We start from the raw sequence: 19916 nt of genomic DNA, 5'->3' as shown, positions 1-19916 counted from the left end.
ACTATGTCTCGTGTTGCAAAAGCACCTGTCGCTATTCCAGCTGGCGTAGAGGTGAAACTAAACGGCCAAGAAATCACTGTAAAAGGTGCGAAAGGCGAACTAACTCGCGTTCTTAACGATGCAGTTGTAATCGCTCAGGAAGAAAATAACCTGACTTTCGGTCCTAAAGAAGGTGTTGCTAACGCATGGGCTCAAGCAGGTACTGCTCGCGCTCTAGTTAACAACATGGTTGTTGGTGTTACTGAAGGCTTTACTAAGAAGCTAACTCTTAAAGGTGTAGGTTACCGTGCTGCTATCAAAGGCAACGCTGTAGGTCTAACACTAGGCTTCTCACACCCAGTTGAGCACGAGTTGCCAGCGGGTATTAAAGCTGAATGTCCAAGCCAAACTGAAATCGTGATCACTGGTGCTGACAAGCAACTAGTTGGTCAAGTTGCGGCTGACATTCGTTCTTACCGTGAGCCTGAGCCATACAAAGGCAAAGGTGTTCGTTACGCAGATGAAAATGTGCGTACTAAAGAAGCTAAGAAGAAGTAAGGTAACACTATGGATAAGAAAGCATCTCGCATCCGTCGTGCTACACGTGCACGTCGTAAGATTGCAGAACTGGGTGCGACTCGCCTAGTTGTACACCGTACTCCTCGTCACGTGTACGCACAGGTTATCGCGGCTAACGGCTCTGAGGTTATCGCAGCAGCTTCTACTGTAGAAAAAGCGATCCGTGAGCAAGTGAAATACACTGGTAACGTTGATGCAGCTAAAGCAGTGGGTAAAGCTATTGCTGAGCGCGCTCTTGAGAAGGGCGTAACTGCAGTTGCATTTGATCGTTCTGGTTTCCAATACCACGGTCGAGTAGCGGCGCTAGCAGAATCTGCTCGCGAAGCTGGTCTGAAATTCTAAGGTAGGGTTGGAAGATGGCTAAAGAACAACAAGTTCAAGCGAATGATTTGCAAGAAAAGCTAATCGCAGTTAACCGCGTATCTAAGACGGTTAAAGGCGGTCGAATCATGAGCTTCACTGCACTAACAGTAGTTGGTGACGGTAATGGTCGTGTAGGTTTCGGTTACGGCAAAGCTCGTGAAGTACCTGCAGCGATTCAAAAAGCAATGGAAAAAGCGCGTCGTAACATGACTACGATCGCTCTAAACGAAGGCACTCTTCACCACCCAGTGAAAGGTCGCCATTCGGGCTCTAAAGTTTACATGCAGCCTGCTGCAGAAGGTACTGGTGTTATCGCAGGTGGTGCGATGCGTGCAGTACTAGAAGTTGCTGGTGTACACAACGTACTATCTAAAGCGTACGGTTCTACGAACCCTATCAACATCGTTCGTGCAACGATCGATGCACTAGGTAGCATGAAGTCACCAGAAATGGTTGCTGCTAAACGTGGTCTAACTGTTGAATCTATTTCGGAGTAAGAACACCATGGCAACTATTAAAGTAACTCAAACTAAAAGCTCAATTGGTCGTCTGCCAAAGCACAAAGCTACTTTGCGCGGTCTAGGTCTTCGTAAAATCAACCACACAGTAGAACTTGAAGATACTCCGTGTATTCGCGGTATGATCAACAAGGTTTACTACATGGTTAAAGTTGAGGAGTAATCAGAATGCGTTTGAATACTCTAGCACCGGCTGCTGGCGCGAAAACTTCTGCGAAGCGAGTAGGTCGTGGTATCGGTTCAGGCCTAGGTAAAACTGGTGGCCGTGGTCACAAAGGTCAAAAATCACGTTCTGGCGGCAGTGTTCGTCCAGGTTTCGAAGGCGGTCAGATGCCTCTGAAACAACGTCTACCAAAATTCGGTTTCACTTCTCGTAAGAGCCTAGTGTCTGCTGAAGTTCGTCTAGCTGAGCTAGCGAAAGTTTCTGGTGACGTAGTTGATCTAAACAGTCTTAAAGCTGCTAACATCATCACTAAGAACATCGAGTTTGTAAAAGTTGTTCTTTCTGGTGAAATCAACAAAGCAGTGACTGTGAAAGGTCTACGTGTGACTAAAGGCGCTAAAGCTGCAATCGAAGCTGCAGGCGGTAAAATCGAGGAATAATCTCGAGGAACGAGGTACAGATGGCTAAGAAACCAGGACAAGATTTTCGTAGTGCTCAGAGCGGCTTAAGTGAACTAAAGTCGCGCTTGTTATTCGTAATTGGTGCACTTTTAGTATTCCGAGCCGGCTCTTTTGTGCCGATTCCTGGTATTGACGCTGCTGTACTTGCCGATTTGTTCGAACAGCAAAAAGGTACCATCGTTGAAATGTTTAACATGTTCTCCGGTGGTGCTCTTGAGCGTGCATCTATATTAGCATTGGGCATCATGCCGTATATTTCGGCATCTATTGTTGTCCAATTGCTAACTGTAGTTCATCCAGCGTTAGCTGAACTCAAAAAAGAGGGTGAAGCAGGCCGTCGTAAGATAAGCCAATACACACGCTACGGCACGCTTGTACTTGCAACCTTCCAAGCTATAGGTATTGCAACTGGCCTACCAAACATGGTCGACAATCTGGTTGTTATCAACCAAACCATGTTTACGCTAATTGCTACCGTAAGTTTAGTAACCGGTACCATGTTCTTGATGTGGTTAGGTGAACAAATTACAGAGCGCGGAATTGGTAACGGTATTTCGATACTGATTTTTGCAGGTATTGTTGCTGGATTGCCTTCTGCAATCGGTCAAACAATCGAGCAAGCGCGTCAAGGTGAATTGCATGTACTTCTTCTGTTGCTAATCGCGGTATTAGCTTTTGCAGTAATTTACTTCGTTGTTTTCATGGAACGTGGTCAACGCCGAATCGTCGTTAACTATGCGAAACGTCAACAAGGTCGTAAAGTATTTGCTGCGCAAAGCTCGCACTTGCCTCTTAAAATTAACATGGCAGGTGTAATTCCAGCGATTTTTGCATCAAGTATTATCTTGTTCCCAGGAACATTGGCTCAGTGGTTTGGTCAAAACGGTGAGAGCAGCGCGTTCGGTTGGTTAACTGACGTGTCTTTGGCTCTTAGCCCAGGTCAACCGTTGTATGTAATGCTTTATGCAGCAGCAATTATCTTCTTCTGTTTCTTCTACACGGCGTTGGTTTTCAACCCGCGTGAAACAGCAGATAACTTGAAGAAGTCTGGTGCATTCGTACCCGGTATCCGCCCAGGTGAGCAGACAGCGAAATACATTGATAAAGTAATGACACGTTTAACCCTTGCTGGTGCACTGTACATTACCTTTATCTGTCTGATTCCCGAGTTCATGATGGTCGCGTGGAACGTACGTTTCTACTTCGGCGGTACATCGCTACTAATCGTAGTTGTTGTAATTATGGACTTTATGGCACAGGTACAGACTCATCTGATGTCTCAACAGTATGATTCTGTGTTGAAGAAAGCGAATCTGAAAGGCTACGGCCGTTAATCCGGCGGTAGACTCAGTTTCATTTACGGAGTTTAGCAATGAAAGTTCGTGCTTCCGTTAAAAAAATCTGCCGTAACTGTAAAGTAATCAAGCGTAACGGTGTCGTTCGCGTGATTTGCAGTGAGCCAAAGCACAAACAGCGCCAAGGCTAATTAGCAGAAATTTTTACTTGAAAATGAAGGTTGGGTCGAGTATATTTCTCGGCCTACCTTTTGCGTGCAAAAGAAGTAGTATTCCGCAGCGTATCCATAACGGGCTTTGCTGCGGCTAATTCTTTTATAGAAACACTTAGGAGTGAATAATGGCCCGTATAGCAGGCATTAACATTCCTGATCAGAAACATGCAGTAATCGCTCTAACAGCGATCTACGGCATCGGTAAAACTCGCTCTCAAGCTATCCTAGCTGAAGTGGGTATTGCTGAAAATGTTAAGATCAGTGAACTAACTGAAGAGCAGATCGATCAACTGCGTGATGGTGTAGCTAAGTACACTGTAGAAGGTGATCTACGTCGTGAAGTATCTATGAACATCAAGCGTCTTATGGACCTTGGCTGTTACCGTGGTCTTCGTCATCGTCGCAGTCTACCACTACGTGGACAGCGTACTAAAACCAACGCTCGCACCCGTAAGGGTCCGCGTAAGCCGATCAAGAAATAATCGGGAAGGTAGAGTACAATGGCTAAACAACCAACTCGCGCTCGTAAGCGCGTACGCAAGCAAGTTGCAGATGGCGTTGCGCACATCCATGCTTCTTTCAATAACACAATCGTAACCATTACTGACCGTCAAGGTAACGCTCTTGCATGGGCTACTGCAGGTGGTTCTGGTTTCCGTGGTTCTCGTAAGTCTACTCCGTTCGCTGCACAGGTTGCTGCTGAGCGTTGTGCTGAAATGGCTAAAGAATACGGCCTAAAGAACTTGGAAGTTATGGTTAAGGGTCCTGGTCCAGGTCGCGAATCTACTGTTCGTGCACTAAACGCCGCTGGTTTCCGCATCACAAACATCGTTGATGCTACACCAATCCCTCATAACGGTTGTCGTCCACCTAAGAAACGTCGCGTATAACGTTTCTAGGACAATTGGAGAAGAATCATGGCAAGATATTTGGGTCCTAAGCTGAAGCTTAGCCGTCGTGAAGGCACTGACTTATTCCTTAAGTCTGGTGTTCGCGCGATCGATACCAAGTGTAAAATTGATAACGCACCAGGTGTACACGGCGCTCGTCGCGGTCGTCTATCTGAGTATGGCGTTCAGCTTCGTGAGAAGCAAAAAGTACGTCGTATGTACGGCGTTCTAGAAAAACAATTCCGTAACTACTACAAAGAAGCTGCTCGCCTAAAAGGCAACACTGGTGAAAACCTACTTCAGCTTCTTGAAGGTCGTCTTGATAACGTAGTTTACCGCATGGGCTTTGGCGCAACTCGCGCAGAAGCACGTCAGCTAGTTAGCCACAAAGCTATCCTAGTAAACGGTAAAGTTGTAAACGTTCCTTCTTTCAAAGTAGCGGCTAATGACGTTGTTTCTATTCGCGAGAAAGCTAAACAGCAAGCTCGTATCAAAGCAGCTCTAGAAGTTGCTGAACAACGTGAAAAACCAACTTGGATTGAAGTAGATGGTGGCAAGATGGAAGGTACATTCAAGCGTATGCCTGAGCGTTCTGATCTATCAGCTGACATCAACGAACAATTGATCGTCGAGCTTTACTCTAAGTAAGGTTTAAACTAAAGAGAGGACACAATGCAGGGTTCTGTAACAGAATTTCTTAAGCCACGTCTAGTTGACATCGAACAAATCAGCTCGACTCACGCAAAAGTAACTCTTGAGCCATTAGAGCGTGGCTTTGGTCATACTCTGGGTAATGCACTTCGCCGCATCCTTCTATCTTCTATGCCAGGTTGTGCTGTAACAGAAGTAGAAATTGAAGGCGTACTTCATGAGTACAGCACGAAAGAAGGCGTTCAAGAAGATATTCTTGAAATTCTTCTAAACCTTAAAGGTTTGGCTGTGCGCGTTGCCGAAGGCAAAGATGAAGTGTTCATTACTTTGAACAAATCAGGCTCGGGCCCTGTGGTTGCAGGTGACATCACCCATGATGGTGATGTAGAGATCGCTAACCCTGAACACGTAATTTGTCACCTAACGGATGACAACGCTGAGATCGCAATGCGTATCAAAGTTGAACGTGGTCGTGGTTATGTTCCAGCTTCTGCGCGTATCCATAACGAAGAAGACGAGCGTCCTATCGGTCGCCTACTAGTAGATGCTACTTACAGCCCAGTAGACAAAATTGCCTACGCTGTAGAAGCAGCTCGTGTAGAACAGCGTACTGATCTAGACAAGCTTGTTATCGATATGGAAACAAACGGTACTCTAGAACCTGAGGAAGCAATCCGTCGTGCAGCTACAATCCTAGCTGAACAATTGGATGCATTCGTAGATCTTCGTGATGTACGAGTTCCTGAGGAGAAGGAAGAGAAGCCAGAATTCGATCCGATCCTACTGCGTCCTGTAGACGATCTTGAACTAACAGTTCGCTCTGCTAACTGTCTGAAAGCAGAAGCGATTCACTACATCGGTGATCTAGTACAACGTACTGAGGTTGAGCTACTTAAAACGCCTAACCTTGGTAAAAAATCTCTTACTGAGATTAAAGACGTACTTGCGTCACGTGGTCTGTCTCTGGGCATGCGCCTAGAAAACTGGCCACCTGCATCAATCGCTGAAGATTAATCGATACTAGTTAGAAGGATTAGGTCATGCGCCATCGTAAGAGTGGTCGTCAACTCAACCGCAACAGCTCACATCGCAAAGCGATGTTCAGCAACATGGCTAGCTCTCTAGTACGTCATGAAGTTATCAAGACTACTTTGCCAAAAGCAAAAGAGCTACGTCGCGTAGTTGAGCCTTTGATTACACTAGCTAAGACTGACAGTGTTGCTAACCGTCGTCTAGCATTTGCACGTACTCGTGACAACGAAGTAGTTGCAAAACTATTTAACGAACTAGGTCCACGTTTTGCTGCTCGTCAGGGCGGTTACACTCGTATCCTAAAAGCTGGCTTCCGTGCTGGTGATAAAGCTCCAATGGCTTACATTGAGCTTGTAGATCGCCCAGCTGCTGAAGAAGCTGCTGAGTAATCAGTTCGTAAGAACGAGAAAGCCGAGCATTAGCTCGGCTTTTTTGTATCTGTAATTCAGTAAACCTTTATATCCAGCCTGCATTTATTTCAACCCATGCAGACTGGCAATTTAAAAAGTGATTATCACTTGCGCTTATTTACTAGTATTCCACAACCCGCCCAACGAACTTAGAAGCCCTTCGCTAGCGCCTTGCTTGTTCAAGTAATCCAAGATTACTGGAGCAAACTGACTGATCATAGATGGGTCTAAACCTAACGTATCGAATGCACTTTTTACTGCACTGATATTCTCAATATTTCCTAGTAAGCTTTGTGCTCCTTGCAAGTTTGAAAGTCCAGGAATCAAAGACTGTAATTCACTACTATTTTCTTGCGAAAGCTGGCTTTGAGCCAAAGCGAGTAGCGCACCACTACCTCCGGCTGCTTGCTCAGTGGATACTGGTAATTGGCTAGTTAGCATGTCTGTTAATGGAGAAGACTCGGTGTTCAAGCTGCTGCCGACCATGTCCATCAGGCCAATTTCTTTACTTTTTTGAGTGACTGAATCTAAGAATGCGTGCGCACTACCAATGTTGATTGATAGGAGTGCTAGAGTTAGGAGTGTTTTACGCATAGTACCTCCAAAGGTTGAGCGTTTTTAACGTGATTTTATTGTTTTAAAGGTTATCAAAATGAAAGGTTTAGAGGTGAGAAAGTCTATTCAGTTTAGACAAAAAAACGGCGCTAATGCGCCGTTTTATTTAATCATAATTGAAAATGGTTTCAATTAAAGAATATCTAGTAGTTCTACTTCGAAAACTAGTGCTGCAAATGGAGGGATAGCTGCACCAGCGCCACGCTCACCGTACGCAAGGTCTTGTGGTACGTATAGTTTCCACTTAGAACCAACAGGCATTAGTTGTAGTGCTTCTACCCAGCCTTTGATTACGCCTGTAACAGGGAATTCAGCTGGTTGACCGCGAGATACAGAGCTATCGAATACAGTACCGTCAGTTAGCTCACCGTGGTAGTGAACGCGAACTGAGCTTTCTGCTGTTGGAACTGCACCAGTACCTTCAGAAATGATTTCGTACTGAAGGCCAGAGTCTAGAACGTTAACTTCAGGGCGTAGTGCGTTGTCTTTTAGGAACGCTTCGCCTTCTGCTGCTGCAATTTTCGCTGCTTCTTGGCGAGCGGTTTCTGCACGAGTGTGAAGTTCTTGGAGTGCTTTGTTGATTTCATCAATTTCGATTGATGGCATGTCACCAGTTAGTGCTGTTGCAATACCCGCTGCGATAGCATCAACGCTAAGACCTTCAAGACCAGAACCTGCAAGTTGCTGACCCATTTGCAGACCAATGCCGTAGCTTGCTTTTTGTTCTGCAGTTTCAAATTTAATTTCAGACATGAATGTCGCTCTTGTTAGGAGTGATAAAGGCAACAGGATATCAGTTTCGAGCTTAGGTTTAAATGATTGCGACTGAATGCTTAATTGAGGCGGCCAGGGTGTGACTTATCTCTTACTCCAAGTGAAATTTCTGCTAATTTAATCCAAATTCCATTTTAGTTTAGTGAAAAACATATACTCTCCGCGTCGGTATTTTTATACTGGCAGTAGAAGTATTAAGGGACTCATTAAAATGAATCGTCGCAGAAAGAAAAAGCAGCAAGTCGACTATGTCGAATTGGTTAAACAAAAATTCGCTGCTATCGACTGGAAGCAGCCGTTCAACAAAGAGCAATGGTTGGAGCGTATACAGCCTGTTAAGCAGTTTTGGCTGCGCCTACCGAAATTCCATCAACGAGCTTTGATGGTTTTAGTACCATTGATTCTGGTACTCCTTGTTATTCCTTTGCCGAATAAAACAGAACAATCAGTTGAGCAAGCTGAGGTCGATCATCAGCGCGTAGCGATTCAGCTGAATGCACAGAGTTTAAGCCAGCAAAGAACCTCTCTGAATTCTGGGCCGAAATCCGAAGACTGGAAAGAGTACACGGTTAAAAATGGCGACACGTTAGCGCAGGTTTTCAGAAGTAATCAGCTCTCGATGGCGGATCTTAGCGCTCTAGTAAAAATCGAAGGCAGTGATAAGCCGCTGAGCCAAATTAAACAAGGACAATTGATTCGCTTTAAGCTTAGCGATGAAGGCGAGTTGGATATGCTGCAACTAGAAAAAAGCGGGCGGTCCGTCATGTTTTTCCGCTTATCGGATGGGACCTTTGGGCGCAACAAGTAGATGCTTCAAATGAACTAAAGACGCGAAGGTATCGCGTCTTTTTAGTTTATCTATAAATTAGTAACCTAGCAATGAACGCGTTATATCGCTACGGCTTCTTTTCGCATATCCACATGAGGAATACCATCCTCTAGGTAGCGATCAGAAATAACTTTGAATCCATGACTCGCATAAAACTGGATGAGATGCTCTTGAGCTCCTATATCAATCGTCTGTCCTGGCCACAATATTTCACACTGTGTTAATGCCTCTTCCAGCAACTTATGTCCCAGACCATCACCACGCGCAGTTTGTTTGGTGACGACTCGACCAATGCTCACATTGTCATACGTCGTGCCAGCGGGTAGCAATCGTGCGCAAGCAACAAGTTCATCACCGTGGTAACCTATTAGATGATAAACACCTTCCAATGTGTCTTTGCCATCCAGTTCAGGATAAGGGCAGGTTTGTTCAACGACGAATACATCCACACGTAATTTCATCATTGTATACAATTGTGTGGTTGTCAGTTGAGCAAAGGGCAAAGTAATCCAAGTGAGCATGTTGTCATCCGTCATGAGAGTAGAGTGACTGACTTTACTTTGTTTTGTACTCATACTCATTAACAAAGGTTAATTATCACTGGTTTTCCCACCAAATCTGGTGATAATGTGCCCTCTTTTCATCTCACCTGAGGATATTCCCGTGAGCAAACAAACTTTTGATCAAGTCGGGCTAAACCCAGCGTTACTCGCCACACTTGATTCCCTGAACTACACCCACATGACGCCAATTCAAGCTTTGAGTTTGCCTGCAATCCTAAAACATCGTGATGTCATCGGGCAGGGTAAAACGGGCTCAGGTAAAACCGCTGCATTTGGTTTGGGTGTTTTATCGAACCTTAACGTCAAACGCTTTCGTGTCCAGTCATTAGTATTGTGTCCAACTCGTGAGCTTGCGGATCAAGTCGCGAAGGAAATTCGTACTTTAGGTCGTGGCATTCATAATATTAAAGTGCTAACTCTCTGCGGTGGGATGCCAATGGGGCCACAAATTGGTTCTCTGGAGCATGGCGCGCACATCCTAGTCGGCACACCTGGCCGTATTTTGGATCACCTTGAGAAAGGCCGAATTAACCTTAGCGAGCTGAATACCTTGGTGTTGGATGAAGCTGATCGCATGTTGGACATGGGTTTCCAAGACGCATTAGATGCGATTATTGATGCAGCGCCAAAGCAGCGTCAAACTCTACTTTTCAGTGCTACTTTCCCAGAGAAAATTGAGCAAATTGCGCAGCGTATTATGCAGACGCCTGAAGTCATTAAGGTGGAATCGACGCACGATACCTCAAGTATTGCGCAGTACTTCTATAAAGTTGAAGGCTCGGAAGCACGTGATGAAGCATTGGCGAATTTGCTGCTGACTCACCAACCAGAGTCCGCTGTGGTTTTTTGTAATACCAAAAAAGAAGTGCAAAGTGTCGCAGATGAGTTGCATCGCAAAGGGTTCAGCGTTATCGATATCCATGGGGACTTAGAACAGCGTGAACGCGATCAAGCATTGGTGCAGTTTGCTAACAAGAGTGTTTCTATCCTTGTCGCAACAGACGTCGCGGCGCGTGGTTTGGACGTAGATAACCTTGATGCAGTCTTTAACTTTGAGCTATCGCGCGATCCTGAGGTTCATGTACACCGTATCGGTCGTACAGGCCGTGCGGGTAGTAAGGGCTTGGCGTTCAGCTTCTTTGGAGAGAAAGACGGTTTGCGTGTAGCTCGTATTGAAGAATACTTGGATATGGACGTGGTACCAGCAACATTGCCTGCCAAATCAAATCAGCAGCCATACCAAGCGAAGATGGTGACGATTAACATTGATGGCGGTAAGAAACAGAAAGTACGACCGGGTGATATCTTAGGGTGTCTGACGGGGAAAAATGGTATCCCAGGCTCTCAAGTTGGCAAGATTCACCTATTCCCTGTGCGCGCTTATGTTGCCGTCGAAAAGTCTGTGGCTAAAAAGGCTCTACAGACCATTAGTAACGGCAAGATGAAAGGGCGCCAGTTCCGGGCGCGGCTTCTTAAATAGCATAGAAAGGCTCTTCGTTTGAAGGGCCTTTTCTTTTTCGAGTTTACTTGGATGTGTGATCTTTAGTTAAGCGCGCTTTAATTCGACTCAAACTGATAGGCGTGATCCCAAGATAAGCAGCTATTTGGCTATCGGTAATACGTAGCTTTAAGTCTGGGTAATGGGCGCAAAACAATTGGTATCGTTCCTCTGGCGAGTAGAGCAGCATAAAGCGTTCTTTGTTCTCTTTATTAACCAGTTGGTTTTCGAGTAGCTTTAAGTAAATGGCGTGTTTTTCTGCTCGCCATTGATGCAACGTTTCAATTGGTAAGCAAAATAGCTGACAAGCGCTCAGCGTTTCCAATAAGTAAGGCGAAGGTTGGTTCTTAATTATGCTCTCAAAGCCGATAACCCAGTCTTTCTCCCAATAAAATTCTTTACTGAACTCTTTGCCCTGCTCAGTGAGATAGCTTGCATGGCATAACCCTTCAATAATGAAGTAAAGGTGCGAGCTAAACTCTCCTTGGTGGTTAAGAATGTGGCGCGTAGGCAGTTCGAGTAACTCACCATTTTTGATAAGTTGGTTTGCTTCTGTGTCTAAGAAGCCATGATTGACTAAGTCTGAAAAAAGATCGCTGTGCATGTGATAACTCAGAAACGGTTTTCTTTATCAAATACGTTTGCGTTGATGTAAGGGAAGTTAGCGCCCGCCAACGTCTTTTGTAGAAAATCTAAGCCATAGTTGAACTCATGATTGCCAATGTTGCCCACATCGTAGTCTAGTTGGTTCATAGCCTTGTAGACTGGGTGCACATCGCCAGCGTTAATCCCTTTCGCCGCCATGTAATCACCCATTGGGCTGCCCTGAATTAAATCGCCATTATCTACTAATACCGTGTTTTCTGCCTCGGACTTTGCCTGCTTCACTATGGTCGCTGCGCGACTTAAACCGATTTGCTGTGATGGTTGGTCTTTGTAGTAATCGTAATCCATCACGTTGGTGTGAATGTCGGTGGTTTCGATAATACGAAGCTTGATGGTATCGGCCATTACTGGGCCAGCAAGCGTTAGCATGCCACTTAATACTGCGAGGGAAATAGGATGAACTGCCACTTTCATTTGGTGCTCCAATTCAATGGGAAGGGGGGAATTGTATCGCGTAATGTATCAAACGCTGGTGCAACTTAATGATAAAGATACAGAAAACTGTGAACAGAAATCAGTTTACTGAACCTTATTCATATTAACCGCCGACTTTTTCACTCTTTTGAATGAGACCAAACAAAAACTTCTTAGCAGATTTTTGAATAAAAAATGAAATTTTAGAATTTCAGGTAATATAAACGCCCCGCCATAATGCTTGCATAATGATATCAATGGACGATGAGCAAGCACATGGCAACGAACGATTCAGTCACTTCTTTTCCTAAACCAAAGCCCCGGTTAGTTTCTGATAACCCAGTAGCTGGTGTTACTCGTTTTGCAAAGCAATCGCTACAGCCTGGTGAGGTCGCCTTAGTGGGGGCGGGGCCGGGTGATCCTGAACTTTTGACAGTGAAAGCACTGAACTGTTTGCAGCAAGCCGATGTGGTTTTGTACGACTACTTGGTGTCTGAAGAAATCATGGCCTTGATCCCTAGCGATACGATTTTAGTGTGCGTTGGGAAACGAGCTGGGCATCACAGTGTGCCGCAGGAGAAGACGAATCAGCTTTTGGTGGATTTTGCCAAGCAGGGCTACAAAGTAGTGCGCATTAAAGGTGGTGATCCGTTTGTATTTGGTCGTGGTGGTGAAGAGTTAGAAGTGCTTGCTGATGCTGGCGTTCGTTTTCAAGTTGTCCCTGGCATTACCGCAGCAGCTGGCGCAACCGCTTATGCTGGTATTCCACTGACTCATCGTGATTATGCGCAATCGGCCATCTTTGTGACTGGCCACTTGAAAGAAGAAAGTGATGAGATGGATTGGTCCACGTTGGCGCGTGGGAATCAGACTTTAGTGATCTACATGGGGCTGATGAAATCACACTATATTCAGAATCAACTCATTAAGCATGGTCGTTCAGCGTCGACTCCGATTGCCATTATTGAGCGTGGCACGCAGATTCAACAAAAAGTATTTACGGGAGAGCTCTCCCAACTCTCTGATTTATCGAAGGAAGCTCAATCGCCATCTTTGATTGTTGTCGGAGAGGTAGTGCGATTGTCTCAAAAGTTAGACTGGTTTTTGTCTAGTACTGAATTCAACAAAAGTGCTATTGCCAACTCCATATAATTTCAGACCAAAGATTAGAGACGTAATGCGCCTTCAAGCTTAAAAAGGAAATACAAAACATGGACCAACAACGTTTAACTCACCTTAAACAACTCGAAGCGGAGAGTATCCATATTATCCGCGAAGTTGCGGCTGAGTTTGATAACCCAGTCATGATGTACTCGATTGGTAAAGACTCATCAGTGATGCTGCACCTAGCGCGTAAAGCGTTTTACCCGGGCAAAATTCCATTCCCACTTTTGCATGTCGATACCGACTGGAAATTCCGCGAGATGATTGAGTTTCGCGATCGCACCGCTGCCAAATACGGCTTTGAGCTTTTGGTACATAAGAACCCAGAAGGTCTAGCAATGGGCTGCAGTCCGTTTGTTCATGGCTCGTCAAAGCATACGGACATCATGAAAACGCAAGGTCTTAAGCAGGCGCTAAACAAATATGGCTTCGATGCTGCTTTTGGTGGCGCTCGTCGTGATGAAGAAAAATCACGCGCAAAAGAACGAGTGTATTCGTTCCGTGACAAGAACCATACCTGGGACCCTAAAAATCAACGTCCAGAGCTGTGGAAGACGTACAACGGTCAGGTCAATAAAGGGGAGAGCATTCGTGTATTCCCACTTTCGAACTGGACGGAGCTTGATATCTGGCAATACATCTATTTAGAAAACATCGAGATCGTACCGCTTTATCTCGCTGACAAACGTCCAGTTGTTGAACGCGACGGCATGCTAATCATGGTTGATGATGATCGTATGGAGCTTCAACCGGGTGAAGTGATCGAAGAGAAGAGTGTGCGTTTCCGTACTCTTGGTTGTTATCCATTAACTGGGGCTATCGAGTCTGAAGCGAACACTTTGACCGGCATTATCGAAGAGATGCTGGTGGCAACGTCGAGTGAGCGCCAAGGTCGAGCGATCGACCACGATCAGTCAGGATCGATGGAGCTTAAGAAACGTCAAGGTTACTTCTAAAGGATCTAAGGAAAGATAATGAACAGTGCAGTTGAAGCTCAATTAGCCGAGCTTGGTATCGAAGGCTATTTAACACAACACCAGTACAAGTCGTTACTTAGATTCTTGACTTGTGGCTCGGTAGATGACGGTAAAAGTACACTAATCGGTCGCTTACTCCATGACTCAAAACAAATTTATGAAGATCAGCTAGCGGCAGTGCACTCAGACAGCCAACGTGTGGGCACCACGGGTGAAAAGCCTGACCTTGCGTTGTTGGTAGATGGCTTACAAGCTGAGCGCGAGCAGGGGATCACGATTGATGTGGCTTACCGCTATTTCTCGACGCAGAAACGTAAATTCATCATCGCCGATACTCCTGGGCACGAGCAGTACACGCGTAATATGGCAACAGGCGCATCGACGTGTGACTTAGCGGTGATCTTAGTCGACGCACGTAAAGGCATTCTTGATCAAACTCGTCGTCACTCTTTTATTTCCAACCTACTGGGTTTGAAGCACTTTGTTGTGGCGATCAACAAGATGGACTTAGTGGATTACTCCCAAGAGCGCTTTGAAGAGATCCGCGACGAGTATTTGAAGTTCTCTGAGAATCTGACAGGGGATATTGATATTCAAATCATCCCGATTTCGGCGCTTGAAGGTGACAATGTGGTGGATAAAGGGCAAAACCTAAGCTGGTTTAAAGGCCCATCATTGCTTGAGCTTCTTGAAACGGTCGATGTGGATCAAGAAAAAGGCGCGGGTGAATTCCGCTTCCCTGTGCAATACGTTAATCGTCCTAACCTCGATTTCCGTGGTTTTGCGGGGACCATTTCTTCTGGTTCGATCAAAGTCGGTGATGCCATTAAAGCATTGCCATCGGGTAAAACGTCAACAGTGGCACGTATTGTGACCTTTGATGGTGATATCGAAGAAGCTCGTGCCGGATTAGCTGTCACTCTGACGCTAAGCGATGAGATCGATATTAGCCGTGGCGATTTGATTGTTCTAGATAATGCTCAAGTGGAAACCACAAACCATTTGCTTGCCGATGTGGTGTGGATGACAGAGCAACCCCTGCAACCGGGTCGTGACTATGACATCAAAATCGCAGGTAAGAAAACCGTAGGTCATGTTGAAGCGATTCGTCATCAATATGACATTAATAATCTCTCGACTCATAGCTCGGCAGAGCTGCCATTGAATGGTATTGGTTTGTGTGAATGGTCTCTTAATGAGTCAGTCGCGCTGGACAATTATCAAGACTGTGCAGATACCGGTGGCTTTATCATTATCGATCGTCTGACAAACGTGACGGTTGGTGCCGGCATGGTTAAAGAGAGCCTCGCCGTGGTTGAGCGCGATTTGACGGACATCTCTGCGTTTGAAGTTGAGCTTAATGCGCTTGTCCGTAAACACTTCCCACACTGGGAAGCAAAAGACGTCAGCCAGTTTCTGAAAAAGTAACTGGCTTACCCAAGTACGATAATTTCAGACACTGTCTGCTGTTGTACTTGGGGCGTCGCTACCTAACTGAATTGCGAAATGTCGTTAGGTATTCTCCTAATACCAGAATGCTTCGGTGGAGCCCAAGAAAACCGAGCATTCTGATGTTCTTTTCGCTTGCGCTGATTTTTGTCTGTTTACTCGTTTGTCGGTGTTTCATGGATAAATGAGTCGTTGTTGTGCCCGTTGGGGCTATTTGGTAAGGAAAGGCTATGTGGGAACAAGGGTTTGTGTTAGCGATTTTGCTTGGCATTATCACTTGCTTGCTTGTCACGAAAATTAAGCCTAGTTACGTCTTTGCGGGTGCCGCTTTTATTGCATTCATGGCTGGGATGATGGATTCAGCCACTATCGCATCCAATTTTACCAACTCTTCATTGTTAACCCTGGTTCTATTGATTCTTGCATCCTGTGCTCTAGAAAAAACGTTACTAATCAGTTGGGTGAGCCGTAGTATTTCTGAAGGCCAGTTAGGCAGCGTGATTGCTAAGCTCGGTGTATCAACGGCCTTGCTCTCTTCATTCACGAATAATACTGCAGTGGTTGTCTCATTGATTGGAGCGATTAAGCGTAATCAGCAGCATGCGCCTTCGAAATTACTCATCCCGCTGTCTTACGCGGCCATTTTTGGTGGCACGTTAACTTTGATAGGTACGTCGACCAACTTAATCATCAACAGCTTTGTAGAAGATGCCGGTTTGCCGAGCCTGAGCTTTTTTACACCCACGATGATTGGCTTGGCGGTGTTGGTGGGAGGAATGCTGATTCTTATCCCGCTCAGTTACTTACTGCCGAACTACGATGATCAAAGCCAAGAAGATTTACCGTACTTTCTCGAGTCTCGCGTAGAGCCTGGTTCACCGTTAGTTGGGCGCACGGTCAGCGAGAATAATTTACGTGCGCTGCGCAAACTGTTTCTTGCGGAGGTTGTACGAGATGGCGTGACGGTTTCCTCTGTAGGACCGGATTTTGTACTCAATGCGAAAGACCGTTTGTTGTTTTGTGGTGATGTTGAGAGCGTCGCGACCCTGCAAGAAATTCCGGGCCTCAAGCTTTTTGGTCAGCAGCACTTGAATGGGCAAAATTTTATTGAAGTTGTGGTGAGCTCATCCGCGACGTTTTGCTATAAAACACTTAAAGAGAGTCGATTCCGTGACCGCTTTGATGCCGTTGTTGTCGCTATTCGTCGTGGCCATGAGCGCCTAGAGGGCGGTTTGGGTAGCATTACCTTAGCGCCAGGTGACACGTTAGTTCTGGTTCCGGGCAAGCGTTTTGAATCGGAGCGCCGAGCTCATCGTAAAGAGTTTGTTTTAGTGCATGATTTGGACTCTAGCGCTCGGCTTGATACGAATAAATCCTCCATCGTGCTACTGGGTTTTGCTGCCGTAATTGGGTGTGCGCTATTAGAGCTAGTACCGATTATTAAAGGCCTTGCCGCGTATCTTATCGCACTTATCGCGTTTGGCATTGTACAGATTTCAGAACTGCGCCGCCGTTTCCCAATTGATATCGTTGTGATTGTCGGCTCTGCTTTGTCCATCGCTCAATTGATGATCTCTTCCGGCTTGTCAGAGAGAATGGGAGCGATGTTTATTGAAGCGTTCAATGGCTGGGGCGTGTTTGGAGCCTTGGTCGCAACTTACATCATGACATTAGTTCTTACTGAACTGGTGACGAATAATGCCGCGGCTGCGCTTTCTTTTCCTATTGGCTATAGCATGGCGGTCGGTTATGGCGTTGATCCGATGCCATTCATTATGGCGGTCTTGTTTGGCGCCAGTGCGAGCTTTATTTCTCCCTACGGTTATCAAACCAACTTACTGGTGTACAGCGTAGGAAATTATAAATTGACCGACTATGTGAGAATTGGTGTGCCGATTTCGATTGTGTACTCTGTATTAGTACTTACTTTGATTCCGGTCTTCTTCCCGTTTTAATTCCGATATTTACAAGGATACGTTATGACTGCCGAAACGACGGTAAAAGATGAAAACATTGTTTGGCACCAGCATTCGGTCGATAAACAGTTTCGTGCTGAATTAAAGAAGCAAAAACCTGCCGTATTGTGGTTTACTGGCTTATCTGGAGCGGGTAAATCAACCGTAGCGGGGGCGTTGGAAAATCGCCTTGCAGCATTGGGTTACCACACTTATTTATTGGATGGTGACAATGTGCGACATGGCCTGTGTAGTGATTTGGGCTTTTCTGAACAGGATCGTCGCGAGAATATTCGTCGTATTGGTGAACTGGCTAAACTGATGGCGGATGCCGGCTTAATTGTGTTGTCGGCGTTCATTTCACCGCATCGCGCAGAGCGACAGCTAGTGCGCGACTTATTGCCAGAAGGTGAGTTTATCGAAGTGTTCGTCAATGCATCTCTAGAAGTCTGCGAAGGTCGCGATCCTAAAGGTTTGTACCGCAAAGCACGTGCGGGAGAAATTCCTAACTTCACTGGTATTGATTCTGAATATCAAGCACCGAAGAATCCGGAAGTCGATTTACCAGCGGGCGAAAAAAGCGTCGATGAGCTGGTGGACTTGTGCTTGGAAGCGCTTAAGTCGCGTGCAGTGATCCGATAAATAAGCATTTGGATCATTGGTGACCTCAAGCTCTTTGAACGGCTTAAGAAGCATTTAGATCATGGGTAGTCAAATGCTTCTCGAACTGCCTACACGGTATGATGAACCGTACTTTTAGCGTCACTATGGACACTAAATCTATGATTTAAAAGCGCAAGCATTTGGTCGTAGTAGTCGGCATGTGGTTTGTTACCGAGCAAGGTACAGAGCTCATTGCCTGTTGGCGTGAAGCGGTAATATAAAAGGCGGACGCCTTTGCTGTTCACGTTCAGCGACAAGTTTTTACCTTGGTAGGTGAGGATCAATGGCGTCTCGATACCAATTTCGCCAGATTCAAGCTCGGTACTATGCAGTAACCCTAGTTCAATCAACAGCAACAAACTTGAATAGGGCAGCTGAAAACTTCCCATGTTTAAGCTGTTGGCGATGTCTCGTTTGCCGAAGCTAAATATTCCTCCTTGCGCTTTATAACCAATTAACAGCTTGCGACTGTGATCCCCTCCAAAACTGCACGCCAGAGAGGCGGCTCTTTGCAGAGTTTGTGCTTCTTTTGGTGACATATCTTTGAGGACTTTGAGCGCTTTCATAGACGTCGAGCCTGGGTTTGTCACTTCACGCTTCATCACTTGAGCCCATAACTTTTGCATCACGCTGTTATGGATGTCTTGAGCCATTTCAAAAAAACGATACAACCAGTCTTGGTCGGGCTCTCCGGCAGTTTCATCTCGGCATGAACTGTGTGCTAGCTTTAAAATCTGCTCTAGGTTTTTTTGTCGCTGCTCTTGGCGTCTCTGTTCACGCAGTTGGGCTCTTTCAAGCGCGGATTTGGCTGGTGGATCGGTTTGCAGTAAGGCATCAAGACCGTGTATTTGGGCAATGGTTTTTACCTTGCTGGCACTGTCTTTGATGTAACCCTGCTTCTTTTCTTGTTGCGTATTTTTTTGTGCGTTTGACTGATGTTCGATGACAACAGGTTGCTTTGTCGGTTCTGCCATTAATTTTCCTACCAAGAACTGCGCTGTTCGCTTGTTTAAATTTACACCTTATCTAACCAGGCGACCAGATAGGAGTTCTCAGTTTTTGAACGAATAGGGCTATCCAAAATGATAATGAGTTGTTAAAATTGTTATCGTTATTTTGGAGGGGCAATGAAGTTCTCAGAAGCAGGTAAATTAAAAAAGCACCTGTCGATAGCGTTTATTTTGGTTATTTATGTTGGCGTATTAGCGTATTTGTCTCGTTATATCGTGTAACACAGAACTAAAAAAGGCGCCGATGTGACGCCTTAGGTGTACCGATGCATGTCAACGACTTAAACTACATATCGTCGTAGGCTTCTATTTTCGATCCCTCAATAACGTAAGCCGTTTCAGCCAGCTCGTGGCTTATCGTCTCGGTTTTCAACTCCCCAACCACATATATGACATCCCACAGTTCTTGAACGGATGCGCCTTTGGGAAACTTCACGTAAATGATTTGGTTTGGTGGAGGTGGTGGAACGTGGATACAAGCTCCAAAGTATGGCACCAACAAAAACTCGGTGACGGTATTCGCGTCACCTTCAAGCGGGATAACAAAGCCCGGGATTTTAACTTGGCTTCCATTTAGCTCTGGTCGAACGTTACCAATTTTAGACTGTTGCGCTGCGCCGCCACTGTGATCAGAAGCTGGCATGCCCACGCTGTCGAACAGTTTGCGTTCTTTCTCAGGTACTAGATCAATCCAGTCGAGCGTTAATGGCTCCTCGCTTGCGAGTACTGGTGCTATAAATGAGACGATCAGCAAGCAACTTGCGAGTATTTTTCTCCACATTT

25 protein-coding genes and 1 pseudogene are annotated in these 19916 nt (G+C 45.6%); 19 read left to right on the top strand and 7 right to left on the bottom strand.

What is annotated here, in order from left to right; genetic code table 11:
• Window positions 1-3 precede the first annotated feature (3 nt).
• From rplF to rplQ, 12 genes are all read left to right on the top strand, one after another.
• Complete coding sequence (gene rplF / locus ACWYVB_RS17950) at window positions 4-537, top strand: 50S ribosomal protein L6 (RefSeq protein WP_005392377.1); 534 nt, start codon at window positions 4-6, stop codon at window positions 535-537.
• A gap of 9 nt (window positions 538-546) precedes the next feature.
• Complete coding sequence (rplR, locus tag ACWYVB_RS17945) at window positions 547-900, top strand: 50S ribosomal protein L18 (protein ID WP_005379568.1); 354 nt, start codon at window positions 547-549, stop codon at window positions 898-900.
• Between the two features lie 14 nt (window positions 901-914).
• A complete protein-coding gene (gene rpsE, locus ACWYVB_RS17940) occupies window positions 915-1418 on the top strand; it encodes a 30S ribosomal protein S5 (RefSeq protein ID WP_004745894.1) in 504 nt (167 codons plus the stop codon).
• 7 nt (window positions 1419-1425) lie between these two features.
• Window positions 1426-1602: a 50S ribosomal protein L30 gene (rpmD, locus tag ACWYVB_RS17935; protein ID WP_005379565.1), complete on the top strand. Its 177-nt coding sequence runs from the start codon at window positions 1426-1428 to the stop codon at window positions 1600-1602.
• 5 nt (window positions 1603-1607) lie between these two features.
• Window positions 1608-2042: a 50S ribosomal protein L15 gene (rplO, locus tag ACWYVB_RS17930; RefSeq protein WP_005383155.1), complete on the top strand. Its 435-nt coding sequence runs from the start codon at window positions 1608-1610 to the stop codon at window positions 2040-2042.
• A 20-nt stretch (window positions 2043-2062) separates the two neighbouring features.
• Complete coding sequence (secY, locus tag ACWYVB_RS17925) at window positions 2063-3397, top strand: preprotein translocase subunit SecY (protein WP_005379562.1); 1335 nt, start codon at window positions 2063-2065, stop codon at window positions 3395-3397.
• Window positions 3398-3435: 38 nt separating this feature from the next.
• A complete protein-coding gene (rpmJ, locus tag ACWYVB_RS17920; RefSeq protein WP_000868186.1) occupies window positions 3436-3549 on the top strand; it encodes a 50S ribosomal protein L36 in 114 nt (37 codons plus the stop codon).
• 149 nt (window positions 3550-3698) lie between these two features.
• A complete protein-coding gene (gene rpsM, locus ACWYVB_RS17915) occupies window positions 3699-4055 on the top strand; it encodes a 30S ribosomal protein S13 (RefSeq protein WP_005383154.1) in 357 nt (118 codons plus the stop codon).
• 18 nt (window positions 4056-4073) lie between these two features.
• Window positions 4074-4463 (top strand): 30S ribosomal protein S11, encoded by a 390-nt coding sequence (gene rpsK / locus ACWYVB_RS17910; RefSeq protein WP_001118870.1) that lies wholly within the window; start codon window positions 4074-4076, stop codon window positions 4461-4463.
• Window positions 4464-4490: 27 nt separating this feature from the next.
• Window positions 4491-5111 (top strand): 30S ribosomal protein S4, encoded by a 621-nt coding sequence (gene rpsD / locus ACWYVB_RS17905; RefSeq protein ID WP_005383146.1) that lies wholly within the window; start codon window positions 4491-4493, stop codon window positions 5109-5111.
• A gap of 24 nt (window positions 5112-5135) precedes the next feature.
• On the top strand, window positions 5136-6128 hold the full coding sequence (locus tag ACWYVB_RS17900; protein WP_005383143.1) for a DNA-directed RNA polymerase subunit alpha: 993 nt from the start codon (window positions 5136-5138) through the stop codon (window positions 6126-6128).
• Window positions 6129-6154: 26 nt separating this feature from the next.
• Window positions 6155-6535: a 50S ribosomal protein L17 gene (rplQ, locus tag ACWYVB_RS17895; protein WP_005383141.1), complete on the top strand. Its 381-nt coding sequence runs from the start codon at window positions 6155-6157 to the stop codon at window positions 6533-6535.
• A 135-nt stretch (window positions 6536-6670) separates the two neighbouring features.
• Here rplQ and ACWYVB_RS17890 read toward each other — a convergent pair whose 3' ends face one another.
• Window positions 6671-7150, bottom strand: a complete 480-nt coding sequence (locus ACWYVB_RS17890) for a DUF2780 domain-containing protein (RefSeq protein WP_005392373.1) — start codon at window positions 7148-7150, stop codon at window positions 6671-6673.
• Between the two features lie 153 nt (window positions 7151-7303).
• Window positions 7304-7924, bottom strand: a complete 621-nt coding sequence (locus ACWYVB_RS17885; RefSeq protein ID WP_005392370.1) for an FKBP-type peptidyl-prolyl cis-trans isomerase — start codon at window positions 7922-7924, stop codon at window positions 7304-7306.
• A 232-nt stretch (window positions 7925-8156) separates the two neighbouring features.
• Here ACWYVB_RS17885 and ACWYVB_RS17880 point away from each other — a divergent pair, with 232 nt between their 5' ends.
• On the top strand, window positions 8157-8753 hold the full coding sequence (locus tag ACWYVB_RS17880) for a LysM-like peptidoglycan-binding domain-containing protein (RefSeq protein ID WP_005392368.1): 597 nt from the start codon (window positions 8157-8159) through the stop codon (window positions 8751-8753).
• Window positions 8754-8833: 80 nt separating this feature from the next.
• Here the strand turns inward: ACWYVB_RS17880 and ACWYVB_RS17875 are convergent, their stop codons facing one another.
• The gene (locus ACWYVB_RS17875; RefSeq protein WP_031780248.1) at window positions 8834-9295 is read right to left on the bottom strand and encodes a GNAT family N-acetyltransferase; all 462 of its coding nucleotides are present in this window, start codon (window positions 9293-9295) and stop codon (window positions 8834-8836) included.
• 142 nt (window positions 9296-9437) lie between these two features.
• Here ACWYVB_RS17875 and dbpA point away from each other — a divergent pair, with 142 nt between their 5' ends.
• Window positions 9438-10817: an ATP-dependent RNA helicase DbpA gene (gene dbpA, locus ACWYVB_RS17870; RefSeq protein WP_005392361.1), complete on the top strand. Its 1380-nt coding sequence runs from the start codon at window positions 9438-9440 to the stop codon at window positions 10815-10817.
• Window positions 10818-10860: 43 nt separating this feature from the next.
• Here the strand turns inward: dbpA and ACWYVB_RS17865 are convergent, their stop codons facing one another.
• Both ACWYVB_RS17865 and ACWYVB_RS17860 read right to left on the bottom strand, forming a co-directional pair.
• Entirely contained in the window at window positions 10861-11439 is a 579-nt protein-coding gene (locus ACWYVB_RS17865) for a Crp/Fnr family transcriptional regulator (protein WP_005392358.1), read from the bottom strand.
• Window positions 11440-11459: 20 nt separating this feature from the next.
• Window positions 11460-11915: pseudogene (locus tag ACWYVB_RS17860) on the bottom strand (metallophosphoesterase); the annotation flags it as partial.
• Between the two features lie 276 nt (window positions 11916-12191).
• Between ACWYVB_RS17860 and cobA the strand changes: the two are divergent.
• The 5 genes from cobA (at window position 12192) to cysC (ending at window position 18102) form a co-directional block, all read left to right on the top strand.
• A complete protein-coding gene (gene cobA / locus ACWYVB_RS17855; RefSeq protein WP_031780800.1) occupies window positions 12192-13067 on the top strand; it encodes a uroporphyrinogen-III C-methyltransferase in 876 nt (291 codons plus the stop codon).
• 59 nt (window positions 13068-13126) lie between these two features.
• Entirely contained in the window at window positions 13127-14035 is a 909-nt protein-coding gene (cysD, locus tag ACWYVB_RS17850) for a sulfate adenylyltransferase subunit CysD (protein ID WP_005379592.1), read from the top strand.
• Window positions 14036-14053: 18 nt separating this feature from the next.
• Window positions 14054-15484 carry a sulfate adenylyltransferase subunit CysN gene (gene cysN / locus ACWYVB_RS17845; RefSeq protein WP_005392352.1) on the top strand — a complete coding sequence of 477 codons (1431 nt, stop codon included), beginning with the start codon at window positions 14054-14056 and terminating at the stop codon, window positions 15482-15484.
• A gap of 251 nt (window positions 15485-15735) precedes the next feature.
• Window positions 15736-17460, top strand: a complete 1725-nt coding sequence (locus ACWYVB_RS17840; protein WP_005392351.1) for an SLC13 family permease — start codon at window positions 15736-15738, stop codon at window positions 17458-17460.
• A 24-nt stretch (window positions 17461-17484) separates the two neighbouring features.
• On the top strand, window positions 17485-18102 hold the full coding sequence (gene cysC, locus ACWYVB_RS17835) for an adenylyl-sulfate kinase (protein ID WP_005392350.1): 618 nt from the start codon (window positions 17485-17487) through the stop codon (window positions 18100-18102).
• An 89-nt stretch (window positions 18103-18191) separates the two neighbouring features.
• On the opposite strand, the gene ACWYVB_RS17830 is transcribed toward cysC, so the two are convergent.
• Window positions 18192-19097, bottom strand: coding sequence for a TIGR03899 family protein (locus ACWYVB_RS17830; RefSeq protein ID WP_005392349.1), 906 nt, complete (start codon window positions 19095-19097; stop codon window positions 18192-18194).
• A gap of 322 nt (window positions 19098-19419) precedes the next feature.
• Window positions 19420-19914, bottom strand: a complete 495-nt coding sequence (locus ACWYVB_RS17825) for a DUF3299 domain-containing protein (RefSeq protein WP_005392348.1) — start codon at window positions 19912-19914, stop codon at window positions 19420-19422.
• Window positions 19915-19916: the final 2 nt, after the last annotated feature.

It is taken from the genome of Vibrio sp. JZG10 (assembly GCF_054064075.1).
This window is presented reverse-complemented; position numbering and strand designations above follow the sequence as displayed.